The organism is Paenibacillus sp. DMB20 (assembly GCF_000987955.1).
Classification (GTDB): Bacteria; Bacillota; Bacilli; order Paenibacillales; family Paenibacillaceae; genus Paenibacillus_AQ.
Map to the genome: position 1 here is coordinate 1 of NZ_LAZU01000050.1, position 23,108 is coordinate 23,108.

Annotated in this window: 19 protein-coding genes and 7 pseudogenes; 25 read left to right on the forward strand and 1 reads right to left on the reverse strand. The window is 51.8% G+C overall.

The features are described 5' to 3' along the window. From XI25_RS33530 to XI25_RS27115, 3 genes and pseudogenes are all read left to right on the forward strand, one after another. A pseudogene (locus tag XI25_RS33530) lies at positions 1-846 on the forward strand (hypothetical protein); the annotation flags it as partial. Positions 847-888: 42 nt separating this feature from the next. After that, entirely contained in the window at positions 889-1,149 is a 261-nt protein-coding gene (locus XI25_RS27110; protein WP_046681030.1) for an EscU/YscU/HrcU family type III secretion system export apparatus switch protein, read from the forward strand. Then, positions 1,146-1,532 (forward strand): YraN family protein, encoded by a 387-nt coding sequence (locus XI25_RS27115; protein ID WP_046681031.1) that lies wholly within the window; start codon positions 1,146-1,148, stop codon positions 1,530-1,532. Before XI25_RS27110 ends, XI25_RS27115 begins: the two co-directional genes overlap by 4 nt. Positions 1,533-1,912: 380 nt before the next feature. On the opposite strand, the gene XI25_RS27120 is transcribed toward XI25_RS27115, so the two are convergent. Beyond that, positions 1,913-3,502, reverse strand: a complete 1,590-nt coding sequence (locus XI25_RS27120; RefSeq protein ID WP_046681032.1) for a YifB family Mg chelatase-like AAA ATPase — start codon at positions 3,500-3,502, stop codon at positions 1,913-1,915. Between the two features lie 559 nt (positions 3,503-4,061). Between XI25_RS27120 and sucC the strand changes: the two genes are divergently transcribed. The 22 genes and pseudogenes from sucC (at position 4,062) to XI25_RS27210 (ending at position 23,089) form a co-directional block, all read left to right on the forward strand. Further along, positions 4,062-5,222 (forward strand): ADP-forming succinate--CoA ligase subunit beta, encoded by a 1,161-nt coding sequence (sucC, locus tag XI25_RS27125; protein WP_046681033.1) that lies wholly within the window; start codon positions 4,062-4,064, stop codon positions 5,220-5,222. A gap of 93 nt (positions 5,223-5,315) precedes the next feature. Continuing rightward, positions 5,316-6,245, forward strand: coding sequence for a succinate--CoA ligase subunit alpha (gene sucD, locus XI25_RS27130; RefSeq protein WP_046681034.1), 930 nt, complete (start codon positions 5,316-5,318; stop codon positions 6,243-6,245). 114 nt (positions 6,246-6,359) lie between these two features. Beyond that, positions 6,360-6,488 (forward strand): hypothetical protein, encoded by a 129-nt coding sequence (locus tag XI25_RS35965; RefSeq protein WP_268794581.1) that lies wholly within the window; start codon positions 6,360-6,362, stop codon positions 6,486-6,488. Positions 6,489-6,492: 4 nt separating this feature from the next. Beyond that, entirely contained in the window at positions 6,493-7,545 is a 1,053-nt protein-coding gene (gene dprA, locus XI25_RS27135) for a DNA-processing protein DprA (RefSeq protein ID WP_235440453.1), read from the forward strand. Positions 7,546-7,580: 35 nt separating this feature from the next. Next, the gene (locus tag XI25_RS37080; RefSeq protein WP_442950441.1) at positions 7,581-8,180 is read left to right on the forward strand and encodes a toprim domain-containing protein; all 600 of its coding nucleotides are present in this window, start codon (positions 7,581-7,583) and stop codon (positions 8,178-8,180) included. Then, positions 8,080-8,986, forward strand: a pseudogene (locus tag XI25_RS37085) (DNA topoisomerase); the annotation flags it as partial. The gene XI25_RS37080 and the pseudogene XI25_RS37085, both read left to right, overlap by 101 nt. A gap of 37 nt (positions 8,987-9,023) precedes the next feature. Continuing rightward, a complete protein-coding gene (locus tag XI25_RS37090) occupies positions 9,024-9,548 on the forward strand; it encodes a topoisomerase DNA-binding C4 zinc finger domain-containing protein (RefSeq protein WP_442950442.1) in 525 nt (174 codons plus the stop codon). Continuing rightward, the gene (locus XI25_RS37095) at positions 9,463-9,684 is read left to right on the forward strand and encodes a topoisomerase DNA-binding C4 zinc finger domain-containing protein (RefSeq protein ID WP_442950443.1); all 222 of its coding nucleotides are present in this window, start codon (positions 9,463-9,465) and stop codon (positions 9,682-9,684) included. Before XI25_RS37090 ends, XI25_RS37095 begins: the two co-directional genes overlap by 86 nt. A 21-nt stretch (positions 9,685-9,705) precedes the next feature. Next, a complete protein-coding gene (trmFO, locus tag XI25_RS27145) occupies positions 9,706-11,034 on the forward strand; it encodes an FADH(2)-oxidizing methylenetetrahydrofolate--tRNA-(uracil(54)-C(5))-methyltransferase TrmFO (RefSeq protein WP_046681035.1) in 1,329 nt (442 codons plus the stop codon). A 37-nt stretch (positions 11,035-11,071) separates the two neighbouring features. Further along, entirely contained in the window at positions 11,072-11,614 is a 543-nt protein-coding gene (hslV, locus tag XI25_RS27150) for an ATP-dependent protease subunit HslV (protein WP_046681036.1), read from the forward strand. Positions 11,615-11,658: 44 nt separating this feature from the next. Next, positions 11,659-13,066 (forward strand): annotated as a pseudogene (gene hslU, locus XI25_RS27155) (ATP-dependent protease ATPase subunit HslU). 481 nt (positions 13,067-13,547) lie between these two features. Then, positions 13,548-13,955 carry a flagellar basal body rod protein FlgB gene (gene flgB / locus XI25_RS27160; protein ID WP_046681044.1) on the forward strand — a complete coding sequence of 136 codons (408 nt, stop codon included), beginning with the start codon at positions 13,548-13,550 and terminating at the stop codon, positions 13,953-13,955. A 5-nt stretch (positions 13,956-13,960) separates the two neighbouring features. Beyond that, positions 13,961-14,413: a flagellar basal body rod protein FlgC gene (gene flgC / locus XI25_RS27165; RefSeq protein WP_046681037.1), complete on the forward strand. Its 453-nt coding sequence runs from the start codon at positions 13,961-13,963 to the stop codon at positions 14,411-14,413. 47 nt (positions 14,414-14,460) lie between these two features. Beyond that, the gene (gene fliE / locus XI25_RS27170) at positions 14,461-14,769 is read left to right on the forward strand and encodes a flagellar hook-basal body complex protein FliE (RefSeq protein ID WP_046681038.1); all 309 of its coding nucleotides are present in this window, start codon (positions 14,461-14,463) and stop codon (positions 14,767-14,769) included. 33 nt (positions 14,770-14,802) lie between these two features. Next, positions 14,803-16,382 (forward strand): annotated as a pseudogene (gene fliF, locus XI25_RS27175) (flagellar basal-body MS-ring/collar protein FliF). Positions 16,383-16,393: 11 nt separating this feature from the next. Beyond that, entirely contained in the window at positions 16,394-17,410 is a 1,017-nt protein-coding gene (fliG, locus tag XI25_RS27180; protein WP_046681039.1) for a flagellar motor switch protein FliG, read from the forward strand. After that, positions 17,403-18,261: pseudogene (locus XI25_RS27185) on the forward strand (FliH/SctL family protein). The gene fliG and the pseudogene XI25_RS27185 overlap by 8 nt, the downstream one beginning before the upstream one ends. Beyond that, positions 18,248-19,567, forward strand: a complete 1,320-nt coding sequence (gene fliI / locus XI25_RS27190; protein WP_046681040.1) for a flagellar protein export ATPase FliI — start codon at positions 18,248-18,250, stop codon at positions 19,565-19,567. Before XI25_RS27185 ends, fliI begins: the two are co-directional and overlap by 14 nt. A gap of 10 nt (positions 19,568-19,577) precedes the next feature. Continuing rightward, positions 19,578-20,022: pseudogene (fliJ, locus tag XI25_RS27195) on the forward strand (flagellar export protein FliJ). A 60-nt stretch (positions 20,023-20,082) separates the two neighbouring features. Further along, positions 20,083-20,993, forward strand: a pseudogene (locus tag XI25_RS37100) (magnesium transporter MgtE N-terminal domain-containing protein). Positions 20,994-21,040: 47 nt separating this feature from the next. Then, positions 21,041-22,492: a flagellar hook-length control protein FliK gene (locus tag XI25_RS27205; protein WP_046681041.1), complete on the forward strand. Its 1,452-nt coding sequence runs from the start codon at positions 21,041-21,043 to the stop codon at positions 22,490-22,492. Between the two features lie 21 nt (positions 22,493-22,513). Next, on the forward strand, positions 22,514-23,089 hold the full coding sequence (locus XI25_RS27210) for a flagellar hook capping FlgD N-terminal domain-containing protein (RefSeq protein ID WP_046681042.1): 576 nt from the start codon (positions 22,514-22,516) through the stop codon (positions 23,087-23,089). Positions 23,090-23,108 lie beyond the last annotated feature (19 nt).

Genomic DNA, 23,108 nt, shown 5'->3' on the forward strand with positions numbered 1-23,108 from the left:
GCCGCTGCGCAGGGACGCGGCCCGGCTGGCAGCACGGCCGCGGTTGCGGCTCAGCCGTCTCAGGGAGCGCCGGGCGCGGAGGATGCACCGGCAGGAAGCCAAACCTCCGGCCAGGCGCAGTCTCCGGCGGGTGCGGCTTCCGGTTCGGTGACGGGAGCCCGGACGCCTCATGAAGCCGGACAGCCTTCCGCGGCTTTACAGCTTCCGGGCGGTCAATCCGCAGGAGAGCGCCAGGCTATGACCCAGGCCCCGCCGCAGCCGCCGCAGACCGCCGCAGTGAATTCGGCTGCATCCGAAACACAGGAGACCCTAAAGGGTTTGCTGCTTCAGATGGCAGGGGCCGACGATATCCCTCCGGCCCTGAAAGAGGCCGCCCAACAGGTCGTGCAGCATCTGACAGGGCAGCAGCTTCTGTTGAATACGGACCGGACCGCTCCCTTTGCCCAGGTCACCCTGTTTATACCTTTGCACGGACCGGACGGAGAGCAGACGGCTTCGGTGCATATTCAATCCCGGAGAGGGCGGAAAGGCGAACTGGATCCGACGAACTGCCGGCTTTGGTTTGACCTGGAAATGAAGCATTTGGGGCATACGGTGATTGACGTTCATGTGGTTGACCGGATTGTCAGCCTTCAAATGCGGAACGACAATGCATGGGCGGGAGAATTGTTCGAATCCAAAAGGGACGAACTGGCCGCGGCGGTGGAATCGATCGGCTACCAGCTGCTGAGCATGAAAACGGGTCCCCTTCCCGAACCTTCCAACACGGGGACCGAGCATACGGCCGGCAGCACGGCCGGGGAATATACTCCGCAGGTTTACAAAGGGGTGGACGTAAGAATATGATCGGGAAAGACACCGAGCCGTCTCTTGCCATGAAAAAAAGCAGTGGCTTTAAAATACACCCCCGGAGAAAACGACGCGCCCGTTGTGACGGCGAAAGGACAAGGAAAACTGGCGGAGACCATTCTGGAACGGGCGAAGGAGCACGGCGTTCCCGTGCAGGAGGACGCAGCCCTTGTCGAGGTTCTCTCCAAGCTGGATCTGGATCAGCAGATTCCGCCGGAATTATACCAGCTCGTGGCGGAAGTGCTGACCTATGTTTATCAGGCGGAAGGTCAGGCCAAGGAAGGGAGGGGAGCGTCATGAAATCGTCGGCGGGAGAAGGGAAAATAACCCGCAAGCAAAAAGGGGCCGCTGCGGAAGACGCGGCTGCCGCTTGCCTAATAGGAAAAGGGTTTCGCATTCTTGACCGCAATTGGCGCTGCCGGACCGGAGAGCTTGACATTATCGCCGAGCATGAAGGGGTTCTGGTGATCGTTGAAGTGCGGAGCCGCAGCGGAACGGGGGCATTCGGGACGCCAAGCGAATCGGTTGACCTTCGAAAAATGGCCCAGGTCCGTAATACGGCCATGCAGTATATCCATCTCAAGAAGTACCATGACAGGCCGATCCGTTTTGATGTGGTGGCTGTCATGTTGAATGCGGACCTAACCCCCGCTTCCGTTGAGCATATTCCGAATGCGTTCTGAACGATGAGGAAACATGATCATTTTTCTATATTGAAGAAACCGGTTCTCCAGGAATATCCCTGGCAGGAACCGGTTTTTTTGAGAAAGAAGATAGGTTGGGGTATAACCGCCCGCTATGCAGCGCCGCAACTGGCGCACATTGCGAAAATGCTATAAGGGAAGGGGCTTTTCTTTGATGGAATAACGGCAACAAAACACGGTTGCTTTCGTTGAGCATGCGGAATGGCCTCAATCCGTTGTTCTTCTCACAGCAAGTTTCCCGTTTTGGTCGTTGAAGAAACTGCCGGCCAAGCACAGCGGCAGAGTTTAACCACAATTATAGCGGGACATACAGAGGTTTACTGGCCAATTTCGTCGGCATAAACGGTTTTCATGTCAAGCTAACGGTACTGGATCGCTTCGGCAATGTGAGCGGAGGTAATACTGCCGCTACCATCCAGATCCGCGATCGTCCGGGAAAGCTTGAGAATCCGGTCATACGCACGCATGCTGAGCCCGAGGGCTTCAAGCGTGGAGTTGAGAATCCGGCCGGCTTCCTGGTCCAGCGGCGCATAGCGGCGAAGGGCACTTCCGTAGAGCTCGCTGTTCCAACGGAAAGGAGTGCCATGGTATCGCCTCAGCTGGATTTCCCGAGCTGCGTCGACATCCTTCCGCATTTCTTCGGATGATAAAGGCTCCGAGGCCCCCGGCATTTCTTTAGGACGGGGCACGTCGACCTGGATATCGATCCGATCCAGGAGCGGTCCGGAGATTTTTGATCGGTAACCGGCAATCCGTCGGAGGCTGCATGTGCAGCGTTGAAGCGGGTGATCGCTTCCATAATATCCGCACGGACACGGATTCATCGAACATGCGAGCATGAATCGGGCGGGGTAGGTGAACACCGCCCGGGCCCGGCTGATCGTCACTTCATGATCCTCCATCGGCTGCCTCAATACCTCCAGGACGCTGCGGGAGAACTCCGGCAGTTCATCCAGGAACAGAATGCCGCGGTGTGCCAAGCTTACTTCGCCCGGCTTCGGTATCGTTCCGCCCCCGATCAGGCCGCCGGGCGAGATCGTATGGTGCGGAGAGCGGAACGGGCGGCGGCGCAGGAGTCCTTCCGTTTGCTTCAGCTTGCCGGCGGCACTGAAGATCTTTGTCGTTTCCAACGATTCCTGCTCGCTGAGCTCCGGCAAAATGGTGGGCAGGCGCTTGATCAGCATGGTTTTGCCGGTTCCCGGGGGGCCGATCAGGATGATGTTATGCATGCCTGCAGCCGCAATCGTTAAAGCCCGTTTGACGTGCTGCTGCCCGAACACGTCGCGATAATCCTCCAAAGAGGCAGCTTCGCCGCGGTATGAGGCCCGGGCAGCAGAAGAAAGCGGGGTATAAGCAAGCCGGTCCAAAGAGACGATCACAGGCGCTTTTTCCGGCCTGCTTGTGACGGAGGCGAATTCGCTTCCGGATTTCCCGGACTCCCGGTCCCCGGATTTGTCTTCGAGGTCATTCAGATGCGAGATGCCGTAAATATTCAGTCCCCCGATCAGGGCGGCCTCCGGCGCATTCTCCACGGGGAGAAGCAGCCCCTCGAATCCTTCCCGCTTGGCGCGCTCGGCCATGGACAGCACTCCGGTCACGGGCCGGAGGCTGCCGTCCAGCGCGAGCTCACCGATGACGAGCAGCCTGTCCGCGCCTGGCAGCTGCACCTGTCCGCTGGTCGTTAATATGCCCAGCGCGATGGCCAGATCGAAGGCGGCCCCTTCCTTTCGGAGGTCCGCGGGCGCCAGATTGATCGTAACCCTTTGCAGCGGATAGGCATATCCGCAGTTTTTGATGGCCGCCCTCACGCGTTCAACCGATTCGCGGATGGAGGAGTCTGGGAGGCCGATGATCGAAGTTTGCGGGAGCCCGTTGGCAAGGTCCGCCTCCACCTGGATGATGACGCCGTCAATGCCGTAAAGGCATGCGCTGTGAAGCTTTCCGTACATACCAAAAACACCTTCCTTCAGATAAGTCCCGGCGTACTGCGGCTGGGATATGATCCGAAAAAAGGTGCTTCCTTATTTCCGCGGTCCATATCGTTCGTTTTATGCTTGGCTTATATTTTAAGAAAAGCCGGCGGGTAAGTCAATAATTACCTTTTAATCGCCAGTATAAGTTTCAACCTTTTGACAAATAGCGAGTTTAATGGTAAATATTTCAGTAATCTATCTTTCCGGGAGGGGAACCGATGACTATTATATGGGAAGGTCTCATACTGACCCTGATCCTTATTGCTCTGGGGTTCTATGTGGTCAAACGTATGATAATAAGCATTGCAAAAAGCATTCGCAAACGTTAATGATCGTATAATATGTGTCATATTTCAACTATTGTTTTACATAAATTCCCAAGCATTCTCTGCTTGGAATCAAATCCATATCAAAAAGCTGTGGATAAGTTATGAACTTTTTAAGGTAAGCGTTTTAAAAACATGTTACAATAGCTTGGGTTTGTATATAGGTTCGCAAGGCCTTGTTCCAGTCACGTTGATAGGAGGATTCCAGAATGAATATCCATGAATATCAAGGAAAACAAGTACTGAAGCAATATGGAGTAGCCGTTCCGAACGGCAAGGTGGCATTCACGGTGGATGAGGCCGTTGAGGCTGCCAAATCGCTGGGCAGTCCCGTAACCGTTGTCAAAGCGCAAATCCATGCAGGCGGACGCGGTAAAGCCGGCGGTGTCAAAGTCGCTAAAAGTTTGGACGAGGTGCGTGCCTATGCCGAAGAAATTTTGGGCAAGGTGCTGGTAACCCACCAGACCGGACCGGAAGGCAAGGAAGTTAAGCGCTTGCTTATCGAGGAAGGCTGCGATATCCGCAAGGAGTATTATGTCGGCGTTGTCGTTGACAGAAGTACCGGCCGTGTCGTCATGATGGCTTCGGAGGAAGGCGGTACCGAAATCGAAGAGGTTGCGGCTGCCACGCCGGAGAAAATTTTCAAGGAAGTCATTGACCCTGCGGTAGGCATGCAAATGTTCCAGGCCCGCAAACTGGCTTATGCCATCAATATACCGAAAGAGCTTGTAGGCAAAGCGTCTCAATTCATGATTGCGCTCTACACTGCTTTTGTGGAAAAGGACTGCTCGATTGCCGAGATCAACCCGCTCGTCGTAACCGGGGACGGCAACGTCATGGCGCTTGACGCCAAACTGAACTTCGATTCCAACGCCCTGTTCCGCCATAAAGACATTCAGGAGCTCCGCGATTTGGATGAAGAGGACGAGAAGGAGATCGAAGCGTCCAAATATGATCTGAGTTACATAGCCTTGGACGGCAATATCGGCTGTATGGTTAACGGTGCCGGTCTTGCGATGGCTACGATGGATATCATTAAATACTATGGCGGCGATCCGGCCAACTTCCTCGACGTAGGGGGCGGCGCGACGACGGAGAAGGTTACGGAGGCTTTCAAAATCATCCTCTCCGATCCGCAGGTCAAAGGGATCTTCGTTAATATTTTCGGCGGCATCATGCGCTGCGACGTCATCGCGACCGGCGTGGTGGAAGCCGCGAAGCAGCTCGGTCTTACCCGGCCGCTCGTCGTTCGCCTCGAGGGCACGAACGTTGATCTGGGCAAACAGATTCTGGCCGAATCCGGACTGAATATCGTACCGGCGGATTCCATGGCGGACGGAGCGCAGAAGATCGTTTCTCTCGTTCAGTAATATTCATTCCTGAAGGAGCATGGCACGAAGGACGGATGTCCGGCCGTGCGGTTGCTTTCATTTTCAAATAACAATAGGGGATGTGAATCAATCGTGAGTATTTTGGTCGATAAAAATACGAAAGTCATCACACAAGGGATTACCGGTAAAACCGCCCTGTTCCATGCTAAAGGAGCTTTGGATTACGGTACGCAAATGGTTGGGGGAACATCTCCGGGCAAAGGCGGCACCCAAGTCGACATCACCTTGGAAAACGGGGAAACGGTAAGCCTTCCGGTATTTAATACCGTCGAAGAAGCAAAAGCCAAGACCGGTGCAACGGCAAGCGTCATTTACGTACCTCCGGCTTTCGCAGCCGATTCCATCATGGAAGCGGTAGATGCCGAAATGGAACTCGTCATTTGCATCACCGAAGGCATTCCGGTACTGGATATGGTCAAAGTCGCCCGTTACATGGAAGGCAAAAAGACCCGTCTGATCGGTCCTAACTGTCCTGGCGTCATCACGCCGGGCGAGTGCAAAATCGGCATCATGCCGGGTTACATTCACATGCCAGGGCATGTCGGCGTCGTATCCCGAAGCGGAACCCTTACGTATGAAGCGGTTCATCAGCTCACGGCACGCGGAATCGGACAATCCTCCGCGATTGGCATCGGGGGCGACCCGGTGAAAGGCTCGGAATTCATCGATATTCTGAAGCTCTTTAATGACGATCCTCAGACGCATGCCGTCATCATGATCGGTGAAATCGGCGGTACGGCGGAAGAAGAGGCTGCCGAATGGATCAAAGCCAACATGACGAAGCCGGTCGTCGGCTTCATCGGCGGCGCCACAGCGCCTCCGGGCAAACGCATGGGGCACGCCGGTGCCATCATTTCAGGCGGTAAAGGAACGGCGAAAGAGAAGATTTCGGTTCTTGAGGCTTGCGGAATCAAAGTGGCTCCGACTCCGTCCGATATGGGGTCTACGCTGGTCAGCGTGCTGGAGGAAAAAGGCATCCTGAATCTGTGCACGACACACTAGTGATTGCAGGACAGTAACGAATAGCGGTATAGGTAAGCAACCTTTTGTTTCCTTAACAGGAAATAAAGGGTTGCTTTTTGTGTTTTAGGCCAAATATCCAAGGAGGTCATATTAATGAAGGAAAATATGATGAACGCTTTGCTGGTTGCCTTGCATGAGACGGAGGGCGTAGGTTGGAAAACGATAGAACGCATTATGGTTGCAGGCTTAAAAAGAGGAAATGGTTCGTTATACGGAGAGTGAATGGTTGAAGTGCGGTCTTCCTGTCGATACGGCTAGAAAGCTTTCCGTATCCCTACCGGATTCGGTCCATGAAATCTGCCGAAAATTGGCAGGGCGTTCAGAAAAAACAGAATCGAATAGAGGCCTTGCGGGAGCTGAAGCGACTGCAAAAAGAAGACAAAACGGGGTAGAAATCATTACGAGACTTGATGAAAGCTACCCCGACATGTTAAAGTCTACTCCGCAGGCACCTTGGGTTCTGTATGCTATGGGAAATATTCATCTATTAAACGAACCGGGGCTCGCGATGGTTGGTACTCGCATACCTACGGCGTATGGGCGCAAGGTAGGCTCTATGCTGGCGGAAGAACTGTGTCGCGCTGGATTAACGATTGTCAGCGGCATGGCGAGAGGAATCGACAGCGTTGTTCATGATACGGCTCTGCGGTTCGGCGGAAAGACCATTGCCGTGCTCGGATCCGGCATAGATATCGTTTATCCTTCGGAAAATCGGTCATTATATGAAGAGATAGCCAAACAAGGCCTTATTATCTCCGAGTATCCTCCAGGAACAAAGGCGCTTCCCGGTTTCTTTCCGCAGCGCAACCGGATTATCGCGGGTTTGGCTCTAGGGACGCTTGTAGTGGAAGCGGACGTCAAGAGCGGCTCTCTCATTACGGCTGACGCGGCATTGGAAGCCGGCCGGGACGTATATGCGGTGCCGGGGCCCATCACGTCGCCGAAAAGCCAGGGAACGCTGAATCTGATCAAGCAGGGGGCTAAGCCGGTGACATGCGCAGAAGATGTAACGGAGGAGTATAGATGGCGCTTTCCGCTCCTTCAAGGAGAAAGCCCGAAGCGTAACCTTCACGGGGACAACGGCATGATACCAACCATGGACGGGTTGACAAACGATGAAATGAAAATATACCATATGTTGGAACAGGGGCCGGGTACGCTGGATGAAATATTGGAACGGACCCGGTGGGATTTTGGACATTTGCATTCAGTTCTGTTATCTTTAATCATAAAAAAGCAGATTACCCAATTACCCGGTGCTATATATAAGCTTATTTAAAGGGAAATTTGAATGTTGGAGAGGAGGATGAACCTGTGGCGGATTCACTCGTCATCGTAGAATCGCCGGCCAAGGCGAAGACGATTGGCAAATATCTCGGCAGCAAATATATCGTGAAGGCATCGATGGGCCATGTTCGCGATTTGCCGAAAAGCCAAATCGGGGTTGAAGTCGAAAACGATTTCAATCCGAAATACATTACGATCCGCGGAAAAGGTTCTGTCTTGAAGGAACTTAAGGATGCGAGCAAAAAGGTGAAAAAAGTGTATCTGGCAGCTGACCCCGATCGTGAAGGGGAGGCTATTGCCTGGCATTTGGCGCACGCTCTGGAGCTGGATGAGTCCCAAAGCCTTCGGGTCGTGTTTAACGAAATCACCAAAACGGCGGTCAAGGACGCTTTTAAAACGCCGCGCAAAATCAATATGGATTTGGTTAATGCGCAACAGGCAAGGCGTATCCTGGACCGGCTTGTGGGATATAAAATCAGCCCTTTATTATGGAAGAAAGTAAAAAAAAGGGCTTTCGGCCGGACGCGTGCAATCGGTAGCGGTCAAGATCATCCTGGACCGCGAGAACGAAATCAGCGCTTTCGTTCCGGAGGAGTACTGGACCATCACGGCAAAGCTGGCGATTAAAGGCTCTTCCTTTGAGGCCAAATTTTTACAATTGAACGGGACCAAAAAAGAACTTGGCAACGAGCAGGAAGTCAATGAGATTTTGTCGCTGATTAAGGATGCCGCTTTTGAAGTCGGCGAAGTTAAGGAAAGAGAGCGGCAACGGCATCCTTCGCCGCCTTTTACGACCTCATCGTTGCAGCAGGAGGCGGCCCGCAAGTTAGGTTTCCGCGCGGCGAAAACCATGTCGGTTGCCCAGCAGCTTTATGAGGGCGTTGAGCTGGGGAAAGAAGGCACGGTCGGTCTCATTACTTATATGCGTACGGACTCCACCCGAATTTCGGAAACCGCCCAGGGAGAAGCCAAGGACTATATTACCGGCAAATACGGTCAGGAATTTGTTCCGGAAAGTCCGAGGCAGTATTCCAAAAAAAGCGGCCAATGCCCAGGACGCCCACGAAGCGATCCGCCCAACGTCCGTACTGCACGATCCGGACAGCTTAAAGCCTTTTCTGAGCCGCGACCAGTTGCGCCTGTATAAGTTGATTTGGGAACGCTTTGTTGCAAGCCAGATGGCTTCGGCCGTGCTTGACACGCTTTCGGTTGATATTGCGGCAGGACCGACCGTCTTCCGCGCCACGGGCTCGAAGGTACGTTTCCCGGGCTTTATGAAGGTCTACGTAGAGGGCAACGACGACGGCACGACCGAAGAGGAAAAGTTTCTCCCCGAGCTGAATAAGGGTGACGTGCTGACCAAAGAGAATATCGAACCGAAGCAGCATTTCACCCAGCCGCCTCCGCGGTACACGGAAGCACGTCTTGTGCGCACCCTGGAGGAATTGGGAATCGGAAGACCGAGTACCTATGCCCCAACCTTGGAGACGATCCAAAAAACGCGGCTATGTGGCGATCGAGGAAAAAAAGTTCGTGCCTACGGAACTGGGCGAACTGGTCATCGAGCAGATGGAGCAGTTTTTCCCCGAAATTCTGAATGTGGAATTCACGGCCAACATGGAGGAAGATCTTGACCATGTGGAAGAAGGGGCCGAGGACTGGGTCAAGGTGTTGTCCGAGTTCTATAAATCTTTCGAGAAAAGGCTTGAAGTAGCCGAGGAAGAAATGAAGGAAATCGAGATCGAAGATGAGGTCTCGGATGAAATCTGCGAAAAATGCGGTAAGCCGCTAGTATACAAGCTCGGCCGATTCGGGAAATTTCTGGCTTGCTCGGGATTTCCGGATTGCCGGAATACCAAACCGATTATAAAAGACATCGGTGTCACTTGCCCGAAATGCAAGGAAGGCCATGTTGTGGAAAGACGAAGCAAGAAGGGGCGCGTTTTTTTACGGATGCGACCGTTACCCCGAATGCGATTTCGTTTCATGGGATAAACCTTCGACGAAGCCATGTCCGAGCTGCGGCAGCTTGATGGTCGAAAAGAAGAGCAAGCAGGGCATCAAACTGCAATGTACGGCGTGTGACCATTCCGAAATGATGGAAGAGCCGGATGATAGTGCAGATATGTAAGGCATACAGGGGGTTTTGAAATTGGCAGACATACCTAGTGTTACCGTCATCGGCGCCGGTCTCGCGGGAAGCGAGGCCGCATGGCAAATTGCAAGCCGCGGGGTGCCGGTCACTTTATACGAAATGCGGCCCGTCGTGAAGACGCCTGCCCATCACACGAATAAATTTGCAGAGCTTGTATGCAGCAATTCGCTTCGGGCGAACGGTCTAACCAATGCGGTTGGCGTCCTGAAGGAAGAAATGAGGATGCTGAACTCGCTGGTCATCGGTTCCGCCGACCGTAATGCGGTTCCGGCCGGCGGAGCCCTGGCGGTGGACCGGGACGGATTTTCCGGCGAAATTACGGATACCCTCCATCATCATCCATTGGTTAAGGTCGTAAACGAAGAAATTCAGCATATACCTGAAGAAGGCATCGTTGTCATAGCAACAGGCCCGCTGACATCGCCGGCGCTCTCCCAAGAAATCCGCAAGCTGATGGGCGAGGATTACTTTTATTTCTACGATGCGGCGGCTCCCATCATCGAGAAGGACTCCATCGATATGAGCAAGGTTTATCTCGCCTCCAGATACGACAAAGGCGAGGCGGCTTACCTGAACTGTCCGATGACGGAGGAGGAGTTCAACGCGTTTTATGACGCGCTGATCAGCGCGGAGGTTGCGGAGCTTAAAGAATTCGAGAAGGAAATCTACTTTGAGGGCTGCATGCCGATCGAGGTCATGATGAAGCGGGGCAAGCAGACGGCTCTGTTCGGGCCGATGAAGCCTGTCGGCCTGGTCAATCCCCACACCGGCAAGCTTCCTTACGCTGTCGTTCAGCTCCGACAAGACAACGCGGCCGGGACGCTTTATAATTTGGTAGGTTTTCAGACACACCTCAAATGGGGCGAGCAAAAACGAGTGTTTTCCATGATCCCGGGACTGGAAAATGCAGAAATCGTCCGTTACGGCGTCATGCACCGCAACACCTTTGTCAACTCGCCAAAACTCCTGCAGCAGACCTATCAGGTTAAACCCCGTCCTAATATATATTTGGCGGGCCAGATGACGGGAGTGGAAGGGTACGTAGAGTCAGCGGCCTCCGGCTTGATTGCGGGCATTAACGCGGCGTTAGCGGCGCTTGGCAAAGAAGGGCTCGTCTTTCCGGAGGAATCGGCCATTGGCAGCATGGCCCATTACATTACCCATGCCGATCCGGAGCATTTTCAGCCCATGAACGCAAACTTCGGGCTTTTGCCGGGTTTGGGAAGACGCATCCGCAACAAAAAAGAGAAAAACGAGGCGCTTGCAAATCGCGCCCTCGAGCAGCTTCGCGAGTTTATCCATACGCATGATTTGAACTCGATATAACCATTTCATATTTCGTATTTTAGGGAGGTCGGCCATCATGGAAATGACTTTTCACGCGACGACGATCTGCGCGGTTCGGCATAACGGCAAATCCGCCATTGCCGGAGACGGGCAGGTTACCTTCGGGGAAAGCGTCATAATGAAGCAGACCGCCAAAAAAGTGCGCCGTCTTTACCGGGGACAAGTTGTCGCCGGTTTTGCCGGTTCTGTGGCGGATGCAATCACGTTATTTGAAAAATTTGAAGCCAAGCTTGAAGAGCATCAGGGCAATCTCCAGCGGGCGGCGGTTGAACTGGCCAAAGATTGGCGTCAGGACCGCGTCCTTCGCAAACTGGAGGCGCTTATGATCGTTATGGATAAAAGCGGGATGCTGCTCATTTCGGGCGGAGGCGAAATCATCGAACCCGATGATGACGTTCTGGCCATCGGATCGGGCGGCAATTTCGCTTTGTCGGCCGGTCGGGCGCTGAAGCGTCATGCCCAGCATATGGAGGCGAAAGAAATCGCAAGAGAGGCTTTGCAAATTGCATCCGAGGTATGCGTATACACCAACGGAAATATCATTGTGGAAGAGTTGTAATCCGTTAGACTCGATGAACAGCCAATCAGGGTGGAGGAATGACGATGTATAACGAATCGATGACCCCAAGGCAAATTGTTGCCGAACTCGACAAATATATTGTCGGGCAAAAGCAGGCCAAGAAGTCCGTGGCCGTTGCGCTTCGCAATCGGTACCGCCGCAGCCGTCTGACGGAAGCCGAGCGTGACGAGATTGTTCCTAAAAACATTTTGATGATCGGACCGACGGGCGTAGGCAAAACCGAAATTGCAAGACGACTGGCCAAACTTGTCAATGCTCCTTTCGTCAAAGTGGAAGCAACGAAATTCACGGAAGTGGGTTACGTGGGCCGCGACGTGGAATCCATGGTTCGCGACCTGGTGGAAACCGCAATCCGTATGGTAAAACTGGAACGGACCGAAAAAGTGAAAGACAAAGCTGAGGAGATGGCGAACGAGCGGATCGTCCAGATTCTTGTGCCGTCGCAAAACCGTCAAAAAAAGTCAGCGGAATCCGTTTGAAATGCTCTTCGGCGGCGGGAATGCGCAGTCCGGAGAAATTCAGGAAGAATCGGAAGAAACCGACAATTCTGTGAAGGAGAAACGGAGACAGGTTCGCTTCAATCTGCTGTCCGGCAAGCTGGAGGACGACCTTATCGAAATCGATATCGAGGATACGGCACCTAACATGTTTGATATGTTCGCCGGCCAAGGAAACGATCAGATGGGCATGAATATGCAGGAAATGTTCGGAAGCCTTATGCCTAAACGCACGAAGAAGCGGAAGCTTGCCATCAAGGAAGCACGCAAAGTGCTGACACAGGAAGAAGCGGCAAAACTGATCGACATGGACGATGTGGTCCAGGAGTCGATCCGTCGTGCGGAGCAGTCCGGAATCATATTTATCGACGAGATCGACAAGGTAGCGAGCCAGGGCCGCGCTTCGGGTCCGGACGTGTCCCGCGAAGGCGTTCAGCGGGATATTTTGCCCATTGTCGAAGGATCTACCATCATGACCAAGTACGGGCCTGTCAAGACGGATTATGTTCTCTTTATCGCCGCAGGGGCTTTCCATATTGCCAAGCCCTCGGATTTGATTCCGGAGCTTCAGGGACGTTTCCCGATCCGCGTTGAACTGAGCAGCCTGTCCCTTGACGATTTTGTTTCCATTCTGACCGAGCCGGAAAATGCCCTGACCAAACAGTACGTCCACCTGCTTCGCACCGAAGACATCGAGGTCGAGTTCTCGCCCGAGGCGATTCGCGAAATTGCCCAGATTGCGGCTTCCGTGAACCAAAACACGGAAAACATCGGGGCCCGGCGCCTGCATACGATTTTGGAGAAACTTTTGGAGGACCTTTCCTTTGAAGCGCCGGAATTAACGCTTGAACGCATGGTGATTACCCCTCAGTACGTGAAAGAAAAGCTTGCCGATATTGCACAAGACCGGGATTTGAGTCAATACATCCTGTAGGATGGTATTGAAATATTCAATGGAGAAGCTGTTACAAGAAGCAATCGACATTATTGAACGATTCATCATAAAATGTCGATTAATCAAGCCGGATTTGTCGAAATGATTTCACAAGTCGGCAATAAATCAGGACAATAAGCGTATATAATTTATTCTTTCAGCTTTATCTAATGTCCTAGTTACAAGTACCATCGACATGGTTCTATCTCAATATCTCACATATTTTTGAAAAATTTAGGATAAAAACGAATAAAAAATGAACCTCAAGCCCTTCTTTTTGGAAAAAGATAGGGCTTTTTTTCTTATTGTAAAAAAGTCCCAATCTCTAAGAAACTTATTTTAGGTGACATCATGTTGTCTTTTTTCTACTTAAGACCTAGATTAGTGCGTATGAATTAATTTTCGCATGTCGAAAAAAAGGATTTTGTTGCGTTATGTGGAATATGTTTCTCCAACGTCTTAGAGAGAAGGGATGGGTCTGGTGAATTTATTGGGCAGCAGCAGCTTTGAAAGATTGGAGAGCGGATTGAATGCCGCCAACCTGAGGAACCAGGTGTTAGCGAATAATATCGGAAACGTGGATACACCGCACTATAAGAGGTCTGAAGTAGCATTTGAGAGTCTTTTGCAGAAGGAAATGAACGGGGTAAAGTCGACGCTTTCCGGCAACAGAACAGATTCCAGGCACTTTGTGATTGGGCCTTCGGGACGCATTCCGGAGCCTTCGATCCGCACGGACCAAACGAGCGCCATGAATAACAACGGAAATAATGTCGACGTTGAGAGAGAAATGACACTTCTTGCCGAAAATCAACTGCGATATAATTCTTACATTCAAGCGGTTAACAATCATATTCGGATCATGCGGACTGCAGTGGAAGGGAGGTAAACCACGTGAGTTTCATTAACAGCTTTAATATCAGCGCATCGGCATTAACCGCCCAGCGGTTCAGAATGGACGTCATTTCTTCCAACATAGCGAATGCCGAGACAACCAGGGCCCAGGTCAGAAACGGGGAGGCCGTTCCTTATCGGAGAAAGGTTGTTGTTATGGAACCGGTGAAGAACTCTTTCGAACAGGTCCTTCAGTCCCAGATGGATGGGGGAAACCGGTTGGGTCAGGGCGTAAAGGTAGGTTCCATACGGGAAGACCAGTCGCCGCTTAAGCCTGTTTACAACCCAAGCCATCCGGATGCCAATGCCGAAGGTTACGTAATGATGCCTAACGTCGACATAACGAAAGAAATGGTTGACCTTATCTCAGCCAGCCGATCCTATGAAGCCAATGTGACAGCATTAAACGCTTCGAAAGCGATGGTGGCGAAGGCACTGGAAATCGGCAGATAGATAAAAAAGACCGCATAATACATATAGAGGAATGGGAGGGAAGATTCATGATTCAAAATACGATGTTCAGCACCGGCTCCTTGGGGCTGCAGACGACGCAGCCGACCCCCAAAGCCGCAACGACACCGTCGGATTCGATTCGCCAATTCGGCTCTTATCTCGAAGACGCGCTTCAATCCGTTGCTTCGCAAGAGCAGAATGCCAACATCATGACAGACAAATTAATGCTTGGGCAGGTAAACGTAGATCAAGCAATGATATCGGCTCAACAGGCTTTGCTGAGCGTGCAGCTCACGACGCAGGTCCGAAACAAGGTGGTAGAAGCCTATCAAGAAATCATGCGCACGCAAATTTAATTTTTTCAGCAAAGTTTCGGATGGGGTGACAATGTGAACGAACGAATCGCCCAATATCGGGAAAAGGTAACCGGATATTGGAATCAACTCGGCAAAAAAACCAAAATCATGTTAATATCGACAATCTCGTTTATTTTGATCGCGATTGTCGTAATGACCATGCAGCTCTCCAAAACGGAATATCAAGTTGCCTTTCGTGACCTGGATTCCACTGACGCTGCGGGAATTATAAACTATCTTGAATCCCAGAACATTCCGTATAAACTAAGCCCGGACGGCAGAAGCATTTCGGTTCCGAGCACCGATGCCACAAAGGCCCAAATCGATGTGGGATCGCAAGGGCTTATCCAAAACGGGACCATAGGCCTTGAAACCTTCGAGCAAAATTCATCGGCCATCGGGATGACCGAAAACGAGTTTGAAGTGAAATATGTAAATGCCTTAAACGGCGAAGTCGAACGCATGCTTGAAAAAATGAGCGGCGTCAAGGATGCGACGGTACTGCTCAATCTGCCGAAAGAAAGCGTGTTTGCTTCAACAGCCGACAGGGAAAAAGCCACGGCATCGGTAGTCGTCGAATTTAAACCGGGATACCGTCCAAATCAAGAAGTCATCGACAGCTATTACAATCTGGTTAAAACATCGGTTCCCAATCTTCCGATCGAAAACATAACCATCACGAACGATGAGGTTGAGCTTCTCGCCACCGCAAAAGGGGGGCAGGGCGGACTCATCGGCAAGGTCGAGGAGAATTTCGCGCTGCAAAAGAAATATGAAAGCGAAGTTCGCCAGAATGTGCAACAGTTTCTTTCCCAGTATATGGGACCGAATAAAGTGAATGTCCTCGTTGCTTCCAAGCTTAATTTCGATCAAGTCCAAAGCAAGGAAAACCTCGTCACTCCGGTTGACGAAGAAGAGATGAAGGGCATCGAAATCAGCATACAGGAAATTCAAAAAAAATTATTCGGGAACAAATAGTCCATCAGGCGGAGTAGCAGGCACAGGCGAAGAAGAGGTTCCTGGATATCCCAGCGATGCGACGAGCGGGGAAACGAATTCAGAAGAAAGTTCGGTTACTAAGAATTATGATGTGAATCGTATTACCCGTGATGTTGTCCAAAGCCCATACTCCGTTAAAGATTTAACCATTAATGTTTCGGTTGAACCGCCTGCAGGGCAGGAAAATCTGGATGAAGCGACAAGAGGCGCGATCGAGAATGTTTTGGTCAACATTGTCAGAGCTTCGCTCGCAGATTCAGGTCTTACTTATACAGACGCAGAACTAAGCAAAAAAAGTTTCGGTTGTTTCAAAAGTAATTAATACCAATACTGAGGAAAACACAAAATCTATCCTTTCTAACCCGCTAATGTGGGGTATCGGGCTGGCTGCACTGGCACTGGTTGCAGGAGGAATTTTCTTCTTTGTCCGCAGACGCAAACAGCAGGAAATGGAAGAAGAGGATATTCCGCTTCCGCCGACAACCGAGTTCCCATCCATTAACCTGGAAAGTGTGACGAATGAAAGTCAAGTTCGCAAGCAGCTTGAAACGCTGGCGAAAAAGAAACCCGACGAGTTCGTTAATTTGCTTCGTACGTGGCTAGCTGAGGAATAGGAGTGGAATCATTGGCCAGAGGAACTAACCAAACGTTAAGCGGACGTCAGAAAGCCGCGATTTTGTTAATTACGCTCGGACCGGAAGTATCCGCGGAAATTTTCAAGCATTTGAGAGATGAGGAAATCGAACAGCTGACGCTGGAAATCGCAAACGTCCGGAAAGTGGACAGCGGCGAAAAAGAACTCATCATGTCGGAATTCCACCAAATATGTCTGGCACAGGAATATATATCCCAGGGCGGCATTACTTACGCCAAAGAAATCTTGGAAAAAGCGCTGGGTCAACAAAAAGCCTTGGAAGTTATCAACAGGTTGACGGCCACCCTTCAGGTTCGCCCGTTTGATTTTGCGAGAAAAGCAGATCCAAGCCAAATTTTGAACTTTATTCAGAATGAGAACGCTCAAACGATAGCTCTCGTGCTTTCATACCTTCAATTCGAACAGGCTGCCGTGATCCTGTCTTCGCTGCCTCAGGAAAAACAGGCCGAGGTGGCCCGCAGGGTTGCCGTCATGGACAGCACGTCTCCGGAGGTCATCAATCAGGTCGAGCGCGTATTGGAACAGAAATTGTCCGCTACGGTTACTCAGGATTATACAAGCGCCGGCGGTATTGAATCGATCGTTCAAATCTTGAACGGCGTCGACCGGGGAACGGAACGGACCATTCTGGACGCGCTGGAAATCCAGGATCCTGAACTCGCGGAAGAGATCAAAAAACGGATGTTTGTCTTCGAGGATATCGTCAATGTGGACAACCGTTCGATACAGCGGATTATTCGCGACATCGAGAACGCGGATCTCCAGCTTGCGCTTAAAGTGGCCAGCGAAGAGGTTCGAGACGTTATTTTCCGCAATATGTCCAAACGGATGGCCGAAACCTTCAAGGAAGAGATGGAATACATGGGGCCCGTGCGGCTGCGTGACGTCGAAGAAGCGCAGACTCGCATCGTGAGCACGATCCGGAGACTTGAGGAAGCAGGCGAAATCATTATCGCTCGCGGCGGAGGAGATGACATTATTGTCTAATCTGATCAAACCTTCACAGTATATGCCGGTGGATGTCTTGAAAGAGCTGGATTTGGCCCGCAGGTATATAGCCCCGGCGGTTGAACCGGATCATGAAGAGGAAGATAAGGTTCAGCCTGCGGACCCGACCGTTCATCATACGTTAGCTGAAGCTCAACGGATCAAGGAGGAAATGCTTCGGGACGCTAAGGAATTTGCCGAACGACAGATTCGGGAAGCCTCTGAAGAAGCGGAGAAAATCCTGGCGGAAGCGCAGGCGCAAATCGCGGCCTGGTGGGAAGACAAGCGCAGCCAGGATGAATCGATCGTCGAAGCCTCCAGAGCCGAAGGTTTTCAGCAAGGTTACCAGGAAGGCTCGGAGAAAGCGGAGCTGGAAATGAAACAGCTTATAGAGCGGACGTCGGAAGATGCCAGGCTGCTGCTTCAGCAGGCTTATGAAGCCCAAGAAGAACTGATACTGGAGGCCGAGCCGTTTCTCGTAGATTTAAGCTGTTCCATTGCCGAGAAGATCGTGGATCAGCAGCTGACGATTGAACCCGGCTTCGTGCTGGAATTGATCAAGAAAAACCTGGCCCGAAAACGGGAGAAGGGCGTCATTTCGCTTTGCGTTGCCCCATCCCAATTCGCATTTGTGCATGCGGCAAGAGAAGAGTTGGCCATGAGCGTCGATTCGCAAGCCGAGCTGCAGATCCTGCCCGATGCCACGGTTAAGGACCGGGGATGCGTGATCCGCTCATCTTTCGGAAGCGTGGACGCCCGGATCGATACCCAACTGGTGGAGATCAAAAAAAGAACTGATCCGCATATCGCTGGATGACGGGGAGCGGAGAAATCAAGATGAAGAAGCTTGACAGTCGCCGTTACGTGGAACATCTCAAGCATATTGACCCGGTACGGATTAACGGAAAAGTAACCCAGGTTATCGGTCTCATGGTCGAATCCGAAGGCCCGGATGCCAGCGTCGGTGACGTTTGTTACATTTACCCGACCAAGCAATCCAAGCCGCTGCAAGCGGAGGTTGTCGGTTTTAGGGACAATAAAGTGCTCCTCATGCCGCTTGGCGAACTGCATTCCATCGGACCCGGATGCGACGTCGTGGGGACGGGGAAGCCATTGAGCGTTCAGGTGGGATCGGAGCTTCTCGGCAAGGTGCTTGATGGGCTGGGCCAACCGCTTGACGGCTCCATTCTTCCGGCCAGAATGCCGTACAGCTCAACGAACAACGTGCCACAGAATCCGCTTAATCGGCCGAGGGTACAGGAGCCGATCAGCATCGGGGTAAGGGCGATCGACGGTTTGTTGACGGTAGGCAAGGGTCAGAGGGTCGGCATATTTGCGGGTTCGGGGGTAGGCAAGAGTACCTTGATGGGGATGATCGCCAGAAATACCTCTGCCGATGTAAACGTGATCGCTTTAGTAGGCGAGCGGGGGAGGGAAGTCCTGGATTTTATTGAGCGGGACTTGGGCCCTGAAGGCTTGCAGCGGTCGGTAGTTATCGTTGCGACGTCCGATCAGCCCGCTTTAATACGAATTAAAGGCGCTTTGATCGCCACCACGATTGCCGAATATTTCAGGGACCGCGGATTGAATGTCATGCTGATGATGGATTCGGTTACGCGGTATGCCATGGCACAGCGGGAAGTCGGTCTGGCGGTAGGCGAGCCTCCGGCCATGCGCGGTTACACGCCGTCCGTGTTCGCAAGCCTTCCGAAGCTGCTTGAAAGAGCGGGAACAGGGCCGGCAGGCTCCATTACCGCCTTCTACACCGTTCTGGTCGACGGCGATGACATGAACGAGCCGATTGCCGATGCCGTACGGGGGATACTCGACGGTCATATCGTGCTGAACCGGAACATCGCGAACAAGGGGCATTTTCCAGCGATCGATGTTCTCGCCAGTATTAGCCGGGTCATGAAAGATATCGCGCCCGAAGCCCAAATCGATGCGGCGGAGAATATCAAGCGTCTAATGGCGGTCTATAAGGATTCCGAGGATTTGATCAATATCGGCGCTTACCAGAAGGGCTCCAACCCGGAAATCGACGAATCGATCGAGTACATTCAGCAGATATGGGATTTTACGAAGCAAAAAGTGAATGAAAAAGTGACATTGAGCGATGTTCAGGAACGCTTGATTTCCGAATTTTCAAGGAGTTGACATTTGAACGATGAAATTTCACTACGCATTCCAGAAAATCGTGGACTTAAAAGGAAATGAGAAAACACAGGCGGAGTGGATGTTGTCGATGGCGATCGGCAAACTGCAGGCTGAGGAAAAAAGCCTTAGCGAGTTGTTCGAAATGCGCGACCGGATGTTTGCCGCCCAGCAGGAGGCAGCTCAGCGATGCGCGCCGGTAGCCGAAATTCGGAACATACAGGCATACGCGGAATACCTGGATTCCTGCATTGAAAAAAAAACGGGACGATATCCGAATCGCCCATGTCAATGTCAACGAGAAACAGGAGCAATTGACCGTCAAGATGCTTGACGAAAAAGTGTGGCTCAAGGCCAGAGAAAAGTCAAAGGAAAAGTTCCGGCATGAAAGTCTCCTTCGGGAACAAAACGAGCTGGACGAAATGGCGACGGTACGTTATGCCATGAACGCCCGCTAGGCTTTGAAAACCCAGTGGTATGCCCGTAAAGGAGGAATACGAAAAGTGGCTCGAAACGATATGCCGATCGATAAAGAAGAATCAAGCGGGGGATTTGAACGAATATTGCTTTTTCTGATTCCGATCATTTTTACGATTGTTTTGGTTGCCGTGCTGCTGACGCTGTTTAATGTCAATGTCCGAAACGGCATGATGGATGTCGCCAATAAAATTCCGATCGTAAAGAATTGGGTTCCGGATCCTAAGTTGACGCCGGAAGAAGAAAAAGAAAAGAAACTCAAGGACCAGGAAGTCAGCGCGGAGGCCACGATTCAGGAACTGAAAAAAGCAGCTCTCCGAACGGGAACAATCCCTGAAAGAGATGACGGAACAAAAAAACGGCTCAAGAAAATAAAGCCAAACAGCTTCAAACCCAAATTGACGATATGCAGAACCAACCGGAGGAAACCGAGGAACCGGAAGAAGATTCGTATCTGAAGCAGATTCGCGAACTGTCGAAAATGTATGCGAATATGAGTCCCAGCAAAGCCGCTCCGATTATGCAGAACCTGACGACCGAAGAAATGGTATTGATGCTGAGCGAAATGAAAAGCAACAGCAGAGTGGCCATTTTGGAAAAGATGGACCCCAAGACGGCGGCCGAAGCGACGATGATGCTCAAGGACGCAAAGCCTTCCGAGGATTTGGCGATTGCGGCTCTGCAGTCCCGGCTGAAGAAGAACGAGGAGAAGGGGGCCGAAAAGGCGAGTGACAATTTGGACAAAAGCCAGCTTAGCCAAACCTTCGCCCAAATGACGCCAAGCAGCGCTGCCAAGCTGCTTGCGCAAACCTATAAAATAAGCCCGGCCAAGGCAATTACCATCTTAAATTCCGTCAACGACAGCACGCGGGCAAAAATTTTAAATGCCATGTCCTCCGAAAATCCGGAACTTGCCGCCAAGGTGTTGAACCGGCTGATGGGAGCCAAGTAAATTATTTTTTTCGAATTCCTTCTATATGAAAGGAGGTGAAAAAAACAATGACATTGATATTTCAAAATGTGGCGGCCGCGGTGAATGCAGCGAAGGGTGGCAAAACCTCTGAAACCGGCAAGTCGCAGGGAACGGGCGGAGCCTTCGGACAAGCCCTTGTTCAGCAAATGACGGGAACACCGGCGCCTGCTACGCCAAACCCGGAGACCGCTTTACTGATGCTGAATGCTTCGGCCGAAATGCTGAAGGAGATCGCGGCCCTATCAGGCGAGGGCGAAACCTCGAAAACGCCGTCGATGGCTGCCGGAGGGCTGCCGAAATCGGAAGAGGACGCGTTTGACCTTATTCAGATGCTCCAAGCGCTTTTAAAGAGGTTGGAAAAACTGGAGGAGGCCCTTGAAAAAGACCCTTCCCTGTTAAAGGAGCTTCAAGCCTGGCTTTTGCAGGCTTCCGGGTTACTGACCAAAATACCGGTCGAGTCTACCCCTTCAGCCGATCAGGACAGCTTGCCGATCAACTTCGCACCGCAAGCGGATCAAACGCTATCACCGCTTGCTTCGCAACCGGAAACCGTGCGTTTTGCGCTGCAGGATGCCATGATGCAGCTCGGGAATATGGTGAAATCAACGGAATTATCGGGCCAGACCAAGCAGGAGTTGGCCAATTTGGTTCAGTCTTTTCATTCTCTTATGGAAGCAGCCGGGAATGAAACAAAAGGACAAACCGAACTGAAAGCCCACTCTCCAGGTATCCAGCCTGCCGAAGGGAAAGCCGAAAGCACTTTAGCTCCGGGGAAGAACCAGATTGAGATTAGCGCGAAACCGTCGCCGGTATTGAACGATTCGACAGAAGCTGCGGCGAAGTTGGCGGGAATCGATGGGAACGGTGAACCGCTTCAGGAAGAGGCGGGCATCGGCAAGGGAAGCCCCTTATCCGAAACCGGCCCTGTAACTGCCGGACAGCTTGCGCTTCGTGCGGGATTGAACGCACCGGTAAAAACGGCTCCGCCCATCCCGGTCGAACAATTCGCTAAAGACATGACGCAGTTTGTCGTAAACAAGCTCGAAATCGTCAAACACCAAGGCTTTACGGAAGCAAGGATTTCGCTCACCCCTGAGCATCTTGGACAGGTGGATATCAAAATCAGCATGCAAAACGGGCAACTCGTGGCCCAGTTCCTGACCCGAAATTCGGATGCCAAAGAACTGCTGGATCAACAGATGTCCCAGTTAAGGGCGGCTTTGCAAGGTCAAGGGCTGCAGGTCGAAAAACTGGAAGTTTCCCAAAGCAGCCAGTCCCCTACATCCCAGTTTTATCAGGAAGGGCGCCAGCCGGGTTCCGGACAACAGCAGTCGAACAAGCGTTCAAAGGATAAGGACATGCAAACGGACGATGCCGTAACGGCAGCTTCTTTGACTGACGAATGGAATGAATGGCTAGCTGAACGCGCCGAAATCGAGAACGAGGATCATGGCGGTACATTTACCGCAAAAGCTTAAAGACCGGGAGGTGAGTAAGATATGGCCTCAAATTCAAACATGGTAAGCAAATCCGTCTGGCCCTACTATTCAACGGATAATATCAAAAAAGCGGGCAAGACGGAAGAGAAGACGACTCTCGGCAAAGACCAGTTTCTGAGCATTTTGATAAAACAGCTCCAATACCAAGATCCGCTTCAGCCAATGGAGGATAAGGAGTTTATCGCCCAGATGGCCCAATTCACTTCACTGGAACAGCTGATGAATATCTCGTCCCAGTTAACGGAAATGCGGCAGTCCCTTGGAGCGGCTTCCAGCCTGATCGGCAAGAAAGTCAGCTGGATAGAGACGGCGAAGGATAAAACCGGGACGATTTCGACCAAGAGCGGGGTTGTAGATTCCATCCTCATTCGGGACGGGAAACACTTTGCCAAAATCGGCAAAGACGAAATCGCGCTGGATAATATCATTCAAATCGAAAACAACGTGCAGGACAGCGGAGAAGTGCCCGAGACAGGCGGCGGAACAACCGACCCGGGCTCCGGTGCAGGAGAAACGGGCGGTGGAACAACTAACCCAGGCTCCGGTGCAGGAGGAACGGGCGGTGGAACAACCTAACCCAGGCTCCGGTGCAGGA

What these genes read in the sequence shown, in the direction of transcription:
- XI25_RS27205 (WP_046681041.1), top strand. Translation starts at nt 21,041, where the DNA reads ATGACATTGATATTTCAAAATGTGGCGGCCGCGGTGAATGCAGCGAAG.
- fliI (WP_046681040.1), top strand. Translation starts at nt 18,248, where the DNA reads ATGAAGAAGCTTGACAGTCGCCGTTACGTGGAACATCTCAAGCATATT.
- XI25_RS27210 (WP_046681042.1), top strand. Translation starts at nt 22,514, where the DNA reads ATGGCCTCAAATTCAAACATGGTAAGCAAATCCGTCTGGCCCTACTAT.
- XI25_RS27115 (WP_046681031.1), top strand. Translation starts at nt 1,146, where the DNA reads ATGAAATCGTCGGCGGGAGAAGGGAAAATAACCCGCAAGCAAAAAGGG.
- hslV (WP_046681036.1), top strand. Translation starts at nt 11,072, where the DNA reads ATGGAAATGACTTTTCACGCGACGACGATCTGCGCGGTTCGGCATAAC.
- fliE (WP_046681038.1), top strand. Translation starts at nt 14,461, where the DNA reads ATGATTCAAAATACGATGTTCAGCACCGGCTCCTTGGGGCTGCAGACG.
- sucC (WP_046681033.1), top strand. Translation starts at nt 4,062, where the DNA reads ATGAATATCCATGAATATCAAGGAAAACAAGTACTGAAGCAATATGGA.
- XI25_RS37090 (WP_442950442.1), top strand. Translation starts at nt 9,024, where the DNA reads ATGCCCCAACCTTGGAGACGATCCAAAAAACGCGGCTATGTGGCGATC.
- XI25_RS35965 (WP_268794581.1), top strand. Translation starts at nt 6,360, where the DNA reads ATGAAGGAAAATATGATGAACGCTTTGCTGGTTGCCTTGCATGAGACG.
- XI25_RS37095 (WP_442950443.1), top strand. Translation starts at nt 9,463, where the DNA reads ATGTTGTGGAAAGACGAAGCAAGAAGGGGCGCGTTTTTTTACGGATGC.
- XI25_RS27120 (WP_046681032.1), bottom strand. Translation starts at nt 3,502, where the DNA reads ATGTACGGAAAGCTTCACAGCGCATGCCTTTACGGCATTGACGGCGTC.